Below are 16,309 nucleotides of genomic sequence, written 5' to 3' on the forward strand. Positions count from 1 at the left end.
GGAAATTATAAAATTGAAATATGGATAAAGAAAAAAGTTTAGAAAATAAAAATTACCAACCAGTAACTTCTTTAAGCTTTTTACCAATCTCAGCAGGAGATCTAGTATAAGCAATACCAGCAGCTTCGAATGCAGCAAATTTTTCTTCAGCTGTACCTTTACCACCAGAGATGATAGCACCAGCATGACCCATACGCTTTCCTGGAGGAGCTGTAACACCAGCGATATATCCTATAACAGGCTTAGTTACATTATGCTTGATATATTCAGCAGCTTCTTCTTCAGCAGTACCACCAATCTCACCAATTAAGATGATCGCTTCAGTCTGTGGATCATTCTCTAGAAGTTTAAGAGCTTCGATTTGGTTCATACCTGGGATAGGGTCTCCGCCTATACCGATACAAGTAGATTGACCAAAACCTAGCTTAGTAGTTTGAGCAACTGCTTCGTAAGTTAAAGTACCAGAACGAGAAATGATACCAACTTTACCTTTCATATGAATATGACCAGGCATAATACCGATCTTACACTCACCTGGAGTGATGATCCCTGGACAGTTAGGACCAATTACTCTTACATCTTTATCTTTTAAGTACTCTTTAACAACTAGCATATCTAGAGTTGGAACACCTTCAGTGATGATTACAACTAGCTTAACACCAGAATCGATTGCCTCAATTGCAGAATCTTTTACAAACGGAGCTGGTACATAGATTACAGATGCATCTGCACCAGTAGCTGCAACAGCTTCAGCCATTGTATTAAAAACAGGTCTATCTAAGTGAGTAGTACCACCTTTACCAGGAGTTACACCACCTACAATATTTGTACCATAAGCAATAGCTTGTTCTGAGTGAAAAGTACCATTTTTACCAGTAAAACCCTGTACTAAAACTTTTGTATTTTTATCAACTAATACGCTCATTATTTAATATCCTTTTAACTGTTTTAATTTATTAACCTAGTGATTTCACAACTTTATCAGCAGCATCAGCTAAACCATCAGCAGGTATTAGTTTTAAACCTGAATCAGCTAATATTTTAGCGCCTTTTTCTGCATTGTTACCTTCTAGACGAACAACTACTGGTACAGTTACGTTTACTTCTTTAACAGCTTCGATAATTGCTTCAGCGATCATATCACAACGTACGATACCACCGAAGATGTTAATTAAAACAGCTTTTACATTTTCATCATCTAGGATTAGTTTAAAAGCTTCGATTACTCTTTCTTTAGTAGCACCACCACCTACATCTAGGAAGTTAGCAGGCTTACCACCGTATAATTGGATAATATCCATAGTAGCCATTGCTAGACCAGCACCGTTTACCATACAACCGATGTTGCCTTCAAGAGCTACGTAATTTAGCTCATGCTCAGAAGCTTTAAGTTCTTTTGCATTTTCTTGAGATTTATCTCTTAGAGCTAATAATTTAGGGTGTCTGTAAAGAGCGTTTGAATCAAGGTTGATTTTACCATCAACACAAACGATTTCGCCGTTTTCTCTAACAGCAAGAGGGTTGATTTCAAATAATGCAAAATCACACTCAACAAATGCTTTGTAAGCACCTAGCATAGTTTTAACGAAATCATTGATTTGCTTGCCTTCAAGGCCAAGTTTGAAAGCTACTTCACGAGCTTGGAATGGTTGAAGACCAACTAATGGATCTACTTCTACTTTAAGGATTTTCTCTGGAGTATTGTGAGCTACTTCTTCAATATCTACACCACCTTCAGTTGAAGCCATGAATGTTACTTTACGGCTAGATCTATCAACTACCGCACCAAGATATAACTCACGCGTAACAGGGTATACATCTTCAAATACACCTACAGAATTAACTGGCTGACCTTCAGCATCAGTTTGGAAAGTAACAAGATTTGTACCGATTAGGCTTTCTGCTACTTCACGAGCTTCTTGAGATGATTTAACAACTTTTACACCACCAGCTTTACCACGACCACCAGCATGTACCTGAGCTTTAACCACAGCAAATTTACCACCAAGTTGGTCAAATGCTTGAGCAGCTTCATTTGGGTTATGAGCTACGATACCTTTTTGAACTTTTAGACCATAGCTTTCTAAAAGATCTTTAGCTTGATATTCATGTAAGTTCATTGATTTTCTTCCTTATTTGATAGTTTGATGAAAATTTTTATTAGATAACAAACAAAATAATAACTCATTTATATTATTTTTTCTAATAAAAATACTTATTTTAATGTTTGAATTGCCTATAATATGGTAATGTTAGTTTGGTAAAATTACAAAACAAAGGTAGTTAAAAATGTTTGATTATATATTCAACAAAATTAAGGCGACGGTTTTCTCGAAAATTACCCCAGCTCAATTGCTTCTTACAGCTGTTTTAGCGTTTGTATTTGGGTTTGTTCCAGGTATTGCTTATTCACCGTTACTTTTTATAGGAGTACTATTTCTAGTTATAATCCTAAGAATAAATATCGGTGTATTTGTTTTTATTGCAATTATTGCTAAAGCGCTCTCTTATATCTTACAAGGAGTTAGCTTTGCAGTGGGGACATTTTTACTTGATGGGTTCACCCAGCCGTTATTTAAAATTTTAGTAAATACTCCTGTAGTTGCATATGCAGGTTTTGATTATTATCTTGTAACAGGTGCATTTGTTGTTGCTATAGTTTTAGGGGTGATATTTGGGGTTATTATTGCAAAGATTTATAAAAAAATAGTTGCAAAAATGGCAAAAATCCAGTCTGGTACAGAGCTTTATAACAAAATTACAAAAAACCTTTTTGTTAAAATTGCTGGTTGGATTTTCTTAGGTAAGAATATTGCTAAAGTTAACTGGGTTGAGATGCAAAATCGCAAGTTTAGGCAGCCATTTAGATTAACAGGTGTTATACTTGTAGCTTTAATTATTGCGGCTTTAATATACTCACCAAAGCTTCTAGAAACATCGTTAGTATCAAACATCATCAAACAGCAGCTAACTAAAGCTAATGGAGCAACGGTTGATTATCAATCTCTAAATCTAGATTTAACTGATGCTAAACTAGAGATAACAGGTTTGGGAGCAGCAGATCCTAATGATCTTAATAAAGACAGATTCTACGCACAATCTATCAGTGCTAGTATAAATATCTCAAACCTGCTAACGCGACAAATTACTCTAAAAAATGTTGTTGTAACTGGAGTGGCTTTAGATAAGCAAAGAACTACCAAAGCCAAACTATACATTGATACAAAATCTTTAACTTCAGAACAATCTAAGGTTAGTTCAGAAACTATAAAACAACAGGCTATTGAGACTGTTGGTAAGGTTGGTGAAAAATTACAACAAGTTGACCTTCAAAAACTTAAAGAAAATAGTCAGCAAGCTAAAGATATTGCTAATGGTATTAAACAAGTAGCAGAATTTTTATCTAACTTTAGGTCTAGTGATACTGCTGAATCAGGACAAGTGAGTCAAGAGATTACTCCAAAAGCTGAGGCTAGGGTATATGGTTATGCAAATGTCAAAAATGAAGATTTGCGTGATAAATATCCAAGTTTTGTGATTCAAAATATTGATATTAGGGACTATAAGGATGCAGGAACTATATATAATGCAAATATAACTAATATATCAACAAATCCTGCTTTACTAGGATTGCCGACTACGATAGCTATTAAATCAACTAACAATAATGATTTTGATGCTAATATTGTTATTTCTAACAAGCAAAATGTTGATAATACAGTTAAGTTTAACTTACAAAATATTACTGGTAATGATGTTAAGGGGTTAACTATTCAAGATGTTAGTTTAGATGCTGATAGTTTAGCTGTATCAGGTCAAGGAACATGGCAGTTTAGTGGCATAAGAAACATAACATTTAATATCCCACTTCAACTGAAGTTTAATAATGTAGCAGTTATTTTCAAACAGTTGAGACAAAATGTTTCTGATCTAACCTTAGGTGGAGTTATATCGGGAGATTTAAATAAACCTAACCTTAGTGTTGATGCATCTTCTTTAAAGAACTTACTAAATGTTGATACTGTTAAAAATGTTGCAAATCAAGTAGCTAAGCAGACAGGGTTAGATAAGAAAGCTCAACAAATTATTAACAATACTAAAATTAATGGTAAATCTATCCAAGATTTAAATGCAAATGATTTAAAGAGTATCAATAAAAAAGATGTCCAAAATCTTGCTTCTCAACTTGGAATCAAAATTAATTGATAAATTTCTTATAGTTAACTTTCTATCAAAATGAATAAGTTTGTGATTTATTCAATAGTTTTTTATAAAATATTTAAACATTAAATAATTATCAAACTGAGATTAAATAGACTATTCTATTACTCAAAAACTTCTAAAGCTGTTAAAAAAGTATCAACATTAGCTTCTTTTTTTGTAGCGTTTTCGCTTAGATAACGACGATATACTTTAGCATTAGGTAAACCATTAAATAGGTTTAAGGTATGTTTAGTTATATTGTTAAGTTTTATATACGGATCATTATCCATTTGGACTTTTATATATTCAGCCATCTTATAAGCAATTTCTAGCGCTGATATATCAGTGGTAGGTTGATTATAGAAAATATTATCAAAATCTTTAAATAACATTGGGTTATGATATGCTTCTCTACCTATCATAACACTATCTACACATTTAAGGTGCTGTTGAGTTTCTTCAATCGTTGTAATACCGCCATTAATCCCTAGTTCAAGATTTGGGAAATCTTTTTTGATACTGTAGACAATATCATATTTAAGCTCAGGTATGGTACGATTTTCTTTTGGTGATAGACCGCTAAGCCAACCTTTGCGTGCATGAATACAAAGATAATCTACTCCTGCTTGAACTTGTTTATCAACAAAATTATATAGCTCTTCATAGCTATCATTATGATCATAGCCAATACGACATTTAACAGAAATTGGGATATTTAGGTTATCTTTCATCGCTTTGACACAGTCTGCTACAAGCTCTGGTTCTGCCATTAATGATAAACCAAAATTACCTTTTTTAACTCTTTCACTTGGGCAGCCAACATTTATATTAATTTCATTATAGCCAAGTTCTTCGGCGAGTTTGCCACAACTGATAAAGTCCTTTGGAACACAACCACCTAACTGTAGTGTCACAGGGTTTTCTTGGGGATTATATTTAAGTAAAAATTCTTTATTACCATGTAAGATTGCGTTTAAAGTAACCATTTCAGTATATAACATTGTATGCTTGGTGATTAGACGCATCATGTAACGATAGTGCCTATCAGTCCAGTCAAGCATTGGTGCTATGCAAATTTTTCTAGTTGTTATTTTCATTTTAAAATCTATGAGAAATTTAAGTTGTTATAAATTATAGAGGATCATCATCAAAAGTTAAGCGGCGAATGATTTTATCAATTTGTGGACGATATTTTTCAGTATCTTGTGAATATCTGCTATAGCGAGGGTTTGAACGGTCATATAACCAGTTTGCTAGATCCCAGTTATATGTTGTATCGAAACAAAGTTTACCAAATTCAGTTAGGTTAAATTCCGCTTGAGTCTGTAGACATCCTGTCATAAAAACATCAGCATATGTCTGCAAAATCGGATAGTTTTTATTTGGAAATTCAGCATCTTTAAAATCTTTAACATACATCCAAAAATCGCCTTTTGGTAAACTCTTGATACCTAGAGGTACAATATCTTTGCGTGGTATTTTTACACGACAATATGATGCTTCTCTTAGATCTGTAGCTGAGATATCCTTAGCATCGGCTTTATAATATATTGCGTTCATTGCATAACCTTTGTTTGGAACTGCAAGTAAGAATGTGGCACGAGATTTCTCACCACGTGAAGCCCATAACCTTTCAAAACCACTGACTAAAATTGGTGCAGCATATGTGGCATTTGGAACAGTTATTTGCCTAGAATCTTTATTCATAAGGCTGCCATAACCAATTACATAGTTATCTTTTTTTGGATTAACTTCAGGGCGACAGTTCAAACTATCTTCAGGTGTTTGAGATAGTTTGCTTTGTTCAAGTATTCTAAGTTCACTTTCATGAATTGACTCAGCTTTATTAAAACCTGATTTTTTTCCTAGTAAAAAGCTTGCTGCTATAACAACAACTATTAATATTAAGATCAATATGTTTTTTTTTTTCAAAATTTTAAAATGAACCTATCTGCAAAACTATTAGAGTTAATATTAGCATTTTTGGATAAAATGAAAAACCCTCAATGTTTATTAACTCACATTGTTATCAACATTAATAATCAAGATTTATTTGTGGTATAATACTTAATGGTTGAATTTTAAAATATAACGATAAATTTGGAGCTTATTAATGTCTGAGAATAAAGCTTATGACTCATCGAGTATTAAGGTACTTAAAGGTTTAGATGCTGTTAGAAAAAGACCTGGGATGTATATTGGTGATACCGATGATGGTAGCGGCTTACATCATATGGTATTTGAGGTTGTTGATAATGCTATCGATGAAGCCTTAGCTGGTTATTGTGATGATATTAAAGTTATTATAAATAAGGATGGCTCTGTATCTGTATCAGATAATGGTAGAGGTATTCCTACAGATATTCATAAAGAAGAAGGGCGCTCTGCTGCAGAGGTTATTTTGACTGTGCTGCATGCTGGTGGTAAATTTGATGATAACTCTTATAAAGTATCAGGTGGTTTACATGGTGTTGGTGTATCAGTTGTTAATGCGCTTTCAGAACAATTAAAGTTAACAATTTATAGAAACGGTATCGAGCACTATCAAGAGTATGTTCATGGAGTACCACAGTTTCCATTAAAAGAAGTTGGTTCAACAGATAAGACCGGAACACTAATTACTTTTAAACCGAGTAAAGAAACGTTTTCATTTGTAGACTTTGATTATGACATATTGATGAAGAGGATTCGTGAGTTATCTTTTTTAAACTCCGGTGTCAAAATTGAGCTTATTGATAAAATTAATAATAGGTCAGAAATATTTAAGTATGATGGTGGTATAGTTGCTTTTGTTAAGTATTTGAACAATAGCAAAAAACCTATTCATGAAAATGTTATAGCTGTCAATGGTATCAAAGATGATATTCAAGTAGAGCTTGCTTTGCAATGGAATGATTCATATAAAGAATCAATTTTTTGTTTTACAAACAATATCCCACAAAGAGATGGTGGTACGCATTTATCTGGTCTTAAAGCAGCAGTTACTCGTACGATGAATAACTATATTGAATCAGAGGGTTTAAATAAAAAGCTAAAAGTTACTTTAACAGGTGAAGATACACGCGAAGGTTTAGCGGCAGTATTATCTGTGAAAGTTCCTGACCCAAAATTCTCATCACAAACTAAAGATAAATTAGTATCATCCGATGTTAAATCAGCTGTAGAGTCATTAGTTAATGAAAAGCTACAAGAGTTTCTTTTAGAAAACCCTAAAGAAGCTAAAATTATATGTGAGAAAATTTTAGACTCAGCAAAAGCGCGTGAAGCCGCTCGTAAAGCGCGTGATATGACGCGCCGTAAGGGTGCTTTGGATATTGCTGGTCTACCTGGTAAGTTAGCAGATTGCCAAGAAAAAGATCCGGCATTGTCTGAAATTTATCTTGTTGAGGGAGATTCTGCAGGAGGATCAGCAAAGCAGGCTCGTGATCGTAAAACGCAGGCAATTTTGCCATTAAAGGGTAAGATTCTTAATGTTGAGAAAGCACGTTTTGATAAAATGCTTGGCTCTCAAGAGGTAGCTACACTTATTAAAGCTCTAGGTTGTGGTATAGGTGCGGAAGATTATAATCCTGATAAAACTAGATATCACAAAATTATCCTAATGACGGATGCTGATGTTGATGGCTCGCATATTAGAACACTTCTTTTGACATTTTTCTATAGACAAATGCCAGAGCTTGTTGAGAGAGGGTATCTATATATTGCTCAACCACCTTTATATAAGGTAAAAAAAGGTAAGCAAGAGACATATCTAAAAGATGAAGATGCTTTAGCAGAATATCTTGGTAATATAGGTCTAGAAGGTGCATGTATCTATTTAAGTAATGGTAATGTTATTTCTGGTCAAGTTTTAGCTAACTATTACGAGCTTTATCAAAAGTCACAGAAAGTAATTAAAAAATATACAAAAACATATCCTGAGAAACTTCTTAGAGTTATGGCATATGGAACTAAGTATGTTGATGAAAGTGCTGATATCTCTGAGTGGTGGCAGAAAATTGTTGAGAAGTGTAATCAAAAAGCTTTATCTTATGAGCGCTTTGAGCTTATCCAAACAAAAGGTATAGGTGAGGATAGTAAAGAAACTATATCGTATGGGGTTAATCATTATATTAATGGTTATGATACTGATTATATAGTTAAGAGTAGTTTTTTTAGTACCAAAGATTATGAAGATTTAGTTACATATGGAGATGTTTTATCAGATATATCTTTTGAAGGTGCTTATGTGGAAAGAGGGGCTAAAAAAGAATATGTTGATGATTTCGAATCAGCAATTGATTGGTTGCTTAAAGAAGCTAGAAAAGGTAATGATGTCCAGCGTTATAAAGGTCTAGGTGAGATGAACCCTGGTCAGCTTTGGGAGACTACTATGGATCCTGATAATAGAGTTTTATTACAAGTATCAATAAAAGATGCGGTTGAGGCAGATGCATTATTTACTACGCTAATGGGTGATGAGGTTGAGCCACGCAGAAACTTTATTGAGTCAAATGCTCTTAATGTGGTTAACTTAGACGTTTAATCATATCTAATTTTTTTAAAATTATCTTATATCATTTTTAAATCTTAACAAAAATTAATTTATCTATAGCACCTAAAAAAATTATAATTATTTAAGTTAGTTAGTATGACAAAATTAAGGGAGTCAATAATGTCAGATATTAACATAAAGATAGGTTTAGCAGAGATGTTAAAGGGTGGAGTTATCATGGATGTTGTCAATGCTGAACAAGCAGAAATAGCTCAGCAAGCTGGGGCAGTGGCTGTAATGGCTCTTGAGAGAGTCCCTGCTGATATTAGAAAAGATGGCGGTATAGCTAGGATGTCTGATCCTAAACTTATCAAAGAGATAATGTCCTCAGTTTCAATACCAGTGATGGCAAAAGCGCGAATTGGTCATTTTGTCGAAGCACAAATTCTAGAGTCTTTGGGGGTTGATTTTATTGATGAAAGTGAGGTTTTAACTCCAGCTGATGAGTTAAATCATATTGATAAAGATAGCTTTAAAGTACCATTTGTATGTGGCTGTACTAACCTTGGTGAAGCTTTACGAAGAATAGGCGAAGGTGCAGCATTGATTCGTACTAAAGGCGAAGCAGGTACAGGTAATATAGTCGAAGCAGTAAGGCAGCTAAGACAAGTTAATAAAGATATAAACTATATCAAAAATGCTGATAAATCAGAGCTTATGGCTATAGCAAAAAATATGCAAGCACCTTATGATCTAGTTAAGTATGTGCATAAAAATGGTAAGTTACCAGTACCAAACTTTTCCGCAGGAGGAGTAGCAACTCCAGCAGATGCAGCATTGATGATGCAACTAGGAGCTGAGTCAGTATTTGTTGGATCAGGAATATTTAAATCTGCAGATCCTCTTAAGCGAGCTAAAGCAATAGTTAGTGCAGTTACATATTATAATGACGCTAAAATATTAGCTGAAGTTTCGCATGATCTTGGTGAACCGATGACAGGAATTAATTGTGATTTTGAGAAATTCTCACAAAGAGGTTGGTAATAATGGCGCAAAAAGTCGGAGTATTGGCGATTCAGGGTGGGTATCAAAAGCATATTGATATGTTCAAATCTTTGGGAGTTGAGGTAAAACTAGTTAAATTTGAAAATGACTTCGACAGTATTGATAAGCTTGTTATTCCAGGTGGCGAGAGTACAGTCTTATTAAATCTACTAAATAAGCATCAAATTTTTGATAAGCTATATGATTTTTGTAGTAATAAGCCAGTTTTTGGTACATGTGCTGGTAGCATAATTTTGTCAAAAGGAGAAGGTTATCTAAACTTGATAGACCTAGAGGTTCAAAGAAATGCCTATGGGCGTCAAGTAGATAGTTTTGTTGCTGATATTGGTTTTAACGATAAAAATATTACAGGTGTTTTTATCAGAGCACCAAAATTTATTGTAGTTGGCAACCAGGTTGATATCTTATCCAAATATCAAAATTTGCCAGTGTTAGTTAGACAAGCAAATATTCTTGTAAGTAGTTTTCATCCTGAATTAACTCAAGATCCTACTATACATGAGTATTTTCTTGCGATGTAAGGTTATTTTTGACACTTTTTACAGAAAAAAGTATTTCTCTGACCTATAACTAAACTTTCAATTCTTGTATTGCATACATAGCATTGCTGGTTTGCTCTACCATAGACATTTAATTGTTGAGCAAAATAACCAGGTTTACCCTCAGTATTTTTATAATCTTTAAGTGTGGTTCCACCTTGAACAATAGCTTTCTCAAGTATTTTTTTAATAGAAGACACTAATTTCTCTGCTTCTTTTTTAGTAATAGTATTAGATCCTCTTATTGGTAAGATATTACTATCAAATAGCGCTTCACTAGCATAAATATTACCAACACCAACGACAATATTATTATCCATAATAGTTTGCTTGATTTTTCTAGAGGTTTGCTTGAGTTTAGAAAGTAGATAATCACTATTAAAATCAGCTGTTAAAGGTTCGACACCATGCGATACTAAAACTCTATGTTCAAGCGGTGTGTGATTAGTATTTACTAACCAATAGCCAAATTTGCGTGGATCATTGTAAACTAAAGATAGATTATCTGATAGCGTTACAACGATGTGATCATGTTTGATTTTATTGTAGTTTGTTGAGTCTATAACCTTAATAACTCCAGACATGCCCAAGTGGATAATTAATTGTAAATCATCCTCAATGACAACTATTAAGTGCTTGCCTCTACGTTGAATTTGCTTGACTATTTTATTTTTAATTTTTACTAACTGGTCTTTATCAATAGCATAACGAAGCTTATCTGTATTAATCTCAATATCAAGTATTTTTTTGTCGATAATATTTTTAATTAAGCCTCTTTTTACTGTTTCTACTTCAGGAAGTTCAGGCATAAGATAATTTTATTATAAAAATTAAAGTGAGTATATGATAACATAGTATCTTATCTATAAGCTTACTATTTATGATTTGATACTGGTAGGAAAATGAGTTTAAAAAAGCTTAAATCTTCAATACATAAAAGGCTAAATCAGCGTTATATATATGACTGTAATAAAAATATTGATTTTGAAATCTTTAAAAACGGCTCAATAATTGTAGCTAATGATACTACTATAGTTACAGTATTAGCATTGAAAACTTACCTTGAAGATAAGCATATCACAGTTTTAGGCGCTTTTGATGATAGGGCTAAGGGTCTTGAGAAGGTTATGGATAGGATTGGTATTAAATATATCGATCATATTAGCTTTTGGGATCATCAAGGCGTACTACTAGTTAATAAAAACTTAACTTCTCAAGTTGAGCAAAGTGACAATAGATTTATATTGTTTATCTGTGGTCCAGAAATGCCATATTTTTCACAACGAAGAAATTTAGATAGACAAATCTATTTTGATATTGCTAAGTTAGAAAATCTTAGATGTTTGAATGAAGAGATCGAGAATCTTTCTGTAAAAACATGGGAAGGGTATCTAAATCAACTCAAAGCACCTGCAGAAATATGGTTTAGACAGATGCTTAATGCTAAAAATAATCTAGTCTTGACAGATACAACAGGTGTTGCATTAGATGGCTATAAATTTGCTACTGGTGCGGTTTTAATGTCTAGAAAGCTTCAAGAAATTACCCAGCAAGAGGATAATGTCGGTGTATGTTTGCCGACAAGTGGCGGAGGTTATTTAGCGATTTTAGCACTGATGATGAGTGCTAAAGCAATAGTTAATCTAAACTATACAGCTTCTGAGGAGTCATTAAGACATTCTATTAACAATGCTGGAATAAAAACTATCATTACTTCAAAAGCATTTGTCGAGAAACTAACACATAAAGGCTTCTTTGTTGAAGAAGTTTTTTCGATGTGTAAGATTGTTTATCTTGAGGATATCAAGGCTAAGATTACTAAGGCAGAAGCAATTAAAACATTCTTACAAATTAAAGTTTTGCCTGCTTCGTGGTTAGTTAAAAAATATCTCAAGTCAACTAAGCTAGATGATGTTTCATTTATAATATTCAGTAGTGGTAGTGAGGGCGTGCCTAAGGGTATAGTTATAAAGAATAAAAACCTCTTAGCAAATGTGTATCAAAGTACAAATGTTATCGAATGTAAGGAAAATGATTCTGTAGCAGGGATACTGCCAATATTTCATGCGTTTGGGCTTACTATTTCGTTAGTATCACTATTTCAAGGTGGTTATATCGCGTGTCATCCGGATCCAACAGATGCAAAGGGTGTTGCAAATTTGATTAGAAAAAATAAAAATACAGTGCTATGTGCTACGCCGACATTTTTGCGAATTTATACTAAGAATAAATCGGTCAAGAAAGAAGATTTTGCTACACTTAGATTGATTATTACAGGCGCTGAGAAGCTTTCAAAAGAAGTCCGTACAATGTTTGAAGATAAATTTGATAAAGTTATTAACGAAGGTTATGGTACAACTGAGCTTTCACCTGTGGCTGCTGTTAATAGACCAACTAAATCACCAAACAAAATAGGTACTGTTGGGCTAACGGTACCAGGGGGACAGTTTAAGATCATTCATCCTGAATCGCATGAAGAGCTTCCAGTTGGAGTTGAGGGTATGATTATATATAGGGGTGTTAATAAGATGGATTACTATCTTAATGACCCTAAAAAGACAAATGAAGTGATGATACAAAAATATGGTCATACATGGTATATAACTGGCGATAAAGGCAAAATTGATGGAGAAGGTTATTTGACAGTTGTTGATAGATATTCTAGATTTGCTAAAGTTGCTGGTGAGATGGTGAGTTTAGGCTTGCTTGAACAAAAAGTCTATGATGCCTTAAGAGAAAAAGGCTATGATTCACACAAGATAGATTTTGAAGTTTTAGCAGTAGCAACCTCAGATACAAAAAGAGGTGAGATAATTAGTTTACTTTATACTCTCGAAGATCTTGAACCATCTGATCTTAAAGAGATTGTGAGACATTCTGGTATAGAGAATTTATATAAGCCAACAAACTACTTTAGGGTTATATCTATACCTAAACTTGGCTCTGGTAAAACTGATTTTTCAAAAGCCAAGAAGTTAACTAATGAATTAGTCAAGGCATAATCTAGATGCATTATTCAGTATTATTGCAAGAGTCTATTAACGATTTGAATATTAATCCTCAAGGTATCTATATTGATGCAACTTTTGGCAGAGGTGGACATTCAAAAGCTATTTTAGATAAGCTCACTACAGGGCGTTTAATAGCTTTTGATAAAGATCTTGATGCTATCAGTTATGCTAATCAAAAATTCCAGTTTAGTAATTTTGAGATAGTTCATGCAAGTTTTGCTAGTATTTATGATTACTGTTTACAGCATAACCTTCTTGGTAAAATTGATGGCATAATTATGGATCTTGGAGTATCTTCACCACAATTAGATAATGCTGCTAGAGGCTTTAGTTTTATGCATGATGGTCCACTTGATATGCGTATGGATGTTTCTAAAGGTATTACAGCTAGCCAAGCTTTAGAAGTTTTATTAGTAGATGAACTAAGTTATATATTTAAAGTTTATGGTGAGGAGCGTTTCGCAAGAAAAATAGCATTGCGTATAAAGGATTATATCCAACAAAATGGCAGTATTAACACCACACTAGAACTTGCAGAACTTATTCGTATGACTATTGGTAAGAGAGAAAAGAAAAATCCAGCAACGCGCTGTTTCCAAGCTTTGAGGATTTATGTCAATAATGAACTTAAGGATTTAGAAGCTTTGCTGGAAAATATTTTAGCAGTTATTAAAGCTGGTGGTAGGATAGCTGCAATATCTTTTCATTCATTAGAAGATAGGATTGTGAAACAAAAATTTAGCGCGCTTATAAACCCAAAACAAGAGCTTAACAGAATTACAAAGATGTTACCGCAAGATAGTAGCCAGACAAAACTAAAATGGATTACAAAAAAAGCCAAAGCTAATGATGATGAACTTAATCAAAATGTTCGTTCAAGAAGCGCTATCTTAAGGGTGGTCGAAAAACTATGATGTTAACAAACCGTCAAATAAGGATAAGGTTATTCGAATCACTTAAAAATAGTTTCTTAAAAAAAACGGTTGGGATAAGTTTTGGATTATTGTTTATATTACTTATTACTGCATTTAGTCTTATAGTTGTGCGTTTTGAATATAAATTGCAATTAAATGAGCAAAAAAATCTAATTCTTGAGGATACTAGATTGGATGAACAATGGAGTCAGATTGTATTAGAATATGGCTCTTTAGCAACACCAAATGCTGTAGAAAGGTTTGCTCAAAAAGAAAAAATGGCATTGCCAACACGTAAAAATATAGGTTTTTTAAGCGAGCAAAAAGAGGAGTTAAATGATGAGTAGTTATCGACCAAAACTGCGTCATCTTGTTATAATAATTTTGCTGTTGCTTAGCTTTATTATTTTATTTGTTAAGCTTATCTATATGGAAACTGTTCAATACCCTAAACTTAAGCAAGAAGGGGATAACCGCAGTGATAGAAGTATAGATATAAAAGCGTACAGAGGGATAATTGTTGATAGAAATGGTAATCCTTTGGCAATAAGTACTCCTGTTGATACAATTTGGGTTGATCCTTTTTATGTTAGTGCCGATAGCCCCGAGCTAAATAAAATTATGGATATCTTGAATCTATCTGAAAAAACTAGAGAAAAAATAAAAAGACAAGTTAAGGTTAGAGAAGGAAGAAGTGGTTTTGTCTATATTGAGAGAAAGGTTCAACCATATTTATCACAAAAAGTTAAGGATCTTGATGTTACAGGTATTCATGTAATAAGAGAGTTTAAACGTTATTATCCAATGGCTGAGGTGGCATCACATATTGTAGGTTTCACTAATGTTGATGGTAAAGGGCAAGAGGGTTTAGAACTTGAGTTTAATAAGTTTTTAAGTGGTCAAGATGGCTATTTTGAATACAAAAAAGATCTTCATGGTGGAGTTGCTTCTAAGGTTGAGGATAAATATGTTGATCCTAAGAATGGTCATAATCTACAAATAAGTATTGACTCTAGGCTACAATATATTGCATATAAATATCTCAAAGAAGGAGTTATTAGGACTAACTCTGAAGCAGGTTCTGTGATAGTTGAAGATATTCATACTGGCGAGATATTAGCAATGGCAAATTATCCTTCGTATAATCCTAACAGTATGGCTGATGCCTATCCTGATAGGAGAAGAAATAGAGCTATTACAGATGTCTATGAGTTAGGTTCGGTAATGAAAACTTTTGCAGCAGCGACAGCTCTAACTTATGGTGATAATGTAACTGCAGATGAGCCTGTAATTGATACTCATCATCCAGGATTCTATCGTATCGGTAAAAACACAGTAAGAGATGAGAGAGATTATGGTGATATTAATCTAAGACATATCTTAATGAAATCTAGTAACGTTGGTATCTCGAAGATGATTTTAGGTTTGACAGAGCCAAGTATATTAGAGTCATCATTAAGAAATTTTGGTTTTGGTAGTAAGACTGGGATAAAACTACCTGGTGAAAGAGATGGTTATGTTCCAACTAAAGATAAATGGGGTGATTTCCAACTAGCGACATTATCTTTTGGTTATGGTATGAATGCTACTGATTTGCAGCTAATAGCTGGTGTATCTGCAATTGCTAATAATGGTCAGTACATCCAAGCCAACTATCCTAAAAAGAAGACCTGGAGAAGAGATCGAAACAAGACCTATCATATCAGAGAAGAATTCAAAAGAAATGATAAGTATGATGCAGTCCGTAGTTGAAGACCTAGGAGGAACTGGTTCTAAAGCGCAAATTCCTCTTTATCATGTTGCTGGCAAAACAGGTACAGCTAGGATGCTTTCTGGTGGTAGTTATGGAGCAAAATATTTAGCAAGTTTCGTTGGTATTGTTCCCGCAACTGATCCTAAACTAGCTATAGTCGTGACAATCAAAGATCCTAAAGGTGATCAATATGGTGGCGGTTCTGTAGCTGCGCCAGTTTTTGCGGATGTTGCATTAAATAGCTTACAAATACTAGGTGTTAAGCCAGATAAGATTACCAACTAAACTCTTTGTTTTTTTATAGTTATAGTATATAATCACCTATTGGTAAACTGTTCCTTTGTGCGGTT

General features: G+C 33.5%; 12 protein-coding genes and 1 pseudogene. 8 read left to right on the forward strand and 5 right to left on the reverse strand.

The annotated features are described in order from the left end of the window. Positions 1-52: 52 nt before the first annotated feature. Together sucD and sucC are read right to left on the reverse strand one after the other, a co-directional pair. On the reverse strand, positions 53-925 hold the full coding sequence (sucD, locus tag FSC454_RS02680; RefSeq protein WP_003020335.1) for a succinate--CoA ligase subunit alpha: 873 nt from the start codon (positions 923-925) through the stop codon (positions 53-55). A 31-nt stretch (positions 926-956) separates the two neighbouring features. Then, entirely contained in the window at positions 957-2,120 is a 1,164-nt protein-coding gene (gene sucC / locus FSC454_RS02685) for an ADP-forming succinate--CoA ligase subunit beta (protein WP_014547848.1), read from the reverse strand. A gap of 169 nt (positions 2,121-2,289) precedes the next feature. Between sucC and FSC454_RS02690 the strand changes: the two genes are divergently transcribed. Then, positions 2,290-4,206 carry a TIGR03546 family protein gene (locus FSC454_RS02690; protein ID WP_071794765.1) on the forward strand — a complete coding sequence of 639 codons (1,917 nt, stop codon included), beginning with the start codon at positions 2,290-2,292 and terminating at the stop codon, positions 4,204-4,206. A 119-nt stretch (positions 4,207-4,325) separates the two neighbouring features. On the opposite strand, the gene dusA is transcribed toward FSC454_RS02690, so the two are convergent. Further along, positions 4,326-5,300 (reverse strand): tRNA dihydrouridine(20/20a) synthase DusA, encoded by a 975-nt coding sequence (gene dusA, locus FSC454_RS02695; protein ID WP_066044973.1) that lies wholly within the window; start codon positions 5,298-5,300, stop codon positions 4,326-4,328. A gap of 34 nt (positions 5,301-5,334) precedes the next feature. Continuing rightward, the gene (gene chaC / locus FSC454_RS02700; protein ID WP_044247247.1) at positions 5,335-6,135 is read right to left on the reverse strand and encodes a gamma-glutamylcyclotransferase ChaC; all 801 of its coding nucleotides are present in this window, start codon (positions 6,133-6,135) and stop codon (positions 5,335-5,337) included. Between the two features lie 181 nt (positions 6,136-6,316). Between chaC and gyrB the strand changes: the two genes are divergently transcribed. The 3 genes from gyrB (at position 6,317) to pdxT (ending at position 10,263) form a co-directional block, all read left to right on the forward strand. Continuing rightward, positions 6,317-8,728, forward strand: a complete 2,412-nt coding sequence (gyrB, locus tag FSC454_RS02705) for a DNA topoisomerase (ATP-hydrolyzing) subunit B (protein WP_066044974.1) — start codon at positions 6,317-6,319, stop codon at positions 8,726-8,728. A 129-nt stretch (positions 8,729-8,857) separates the two neighbouring features. Further along, positions 8,858-9,721, forward strand: coding sequence for a pyridoxal 5'-phosphate synthase lyase subunit PdxS (gene pdxS / locus FSC454_RS02710; protein WP_066044976.1), 864 nt, complete (start codon positions 8,858-8,860; stop codon positions 9,719-9,721). 2 nt (positions 9,722-9,723) lie between these two features. Next, positions 9,724-10,263: a pyridoxal 5'-phosphate synthase glutaminase subunit PdxT gene (pdxT, locus tag FSC454_RS02715; protein WP_066044978.1), complete on the forward strand. Its 540-nt coding sequence runs from the start codon at positions 9,724-9,726 to the stop codon at positions 10,261-10,263. A gap of 2 nt (positions 10,264-10,265) precedes the next feature. Here pdxT and mutM read toward each other — a convergent pair whose 3' ends face one another. Further along, the gene (mutM, locus tag FSC454_RS02720; RefSeq protein WP_066044980.1) at positions 10,266-11,090 is read right to left on the reverse strand and encodes a bifunctional DNA-formamidopyrimidine glycosylase/DNA-(apurinic or apyrimidinic site) lyase; all 825 of its coding nucleotides are present in this window, start codon (positions 11,088-11,090) and stop codon (positions 10,266-10,268) included. A 93-nt stretch (positions 11,091-11,183) separates the two neighbouring features. Between mutM and migR the strand changes: the two genes are divergently transcribed. From migR to FSC454_RS02740, 4 genes and pseudogenes are all read left to right on the forward strand, one after another. Then, the gene (gene migR / locus FSC454_RS02725; RefSeq protein ID WP_066044982.1) at positions 11,184-13,283 is read left to right on the forward strand and encodes an iglABCD operon regulator MigR; all 2,100 of its coding nucleotides are present in this window, start codon (positions 11,184-11,186) and stop codon (positions 13,281-13,283) included. A gap of 5 nt (positions 13,284-13,288) precedes the next feature. Further along, positions 13,289-14,206, forward strand: coding sequence for a 16S rRNA (cytosine(1402)-N(4))-methyltransferase RsmH (gene rsmH, locus FSC454_RS02730; protein ID WP_066044983.1), 918 nt, complete (start codon positions 13,289-13,291; stop codon positions 14,204-14,206). Further along, on the forward strand, positions 14,203-14,553 hold the full coding sequence (gene ftsL / locus FSC454_RS02735) for a cell division protein FtsL (RefSeq protein WP_066044985.1): 351 nt from the start codon (positions 14,203-14,205) through the stop codon (positions 14,551-14,553). Before rsmH ends, ftsL begins: the two co-directional genes overlap by 4 nt. Continuing rightward, positions 14,546-16,244: pseudogene (locus FSC454_RS02740) on the forward strand (peptidoglycan D,D-transpeptidase FtsI family protein). Before ftsL ends, FSC454_RS02740 begins: the two are co-directional and overlap by 8 nt. Positions 16,245-16,309 lie beyond the last annotated feature (65 nt).

The sequence above is a fragment of the Francisella hispaniensis FSC454 genome (genome assembly GCF_001885235.1).
GTDB lineage: Bacteria > Pseudomonadota > Gammaproteobacteria > Francisellales > Francisellaceae > Francisella > Francisella hispaniensis.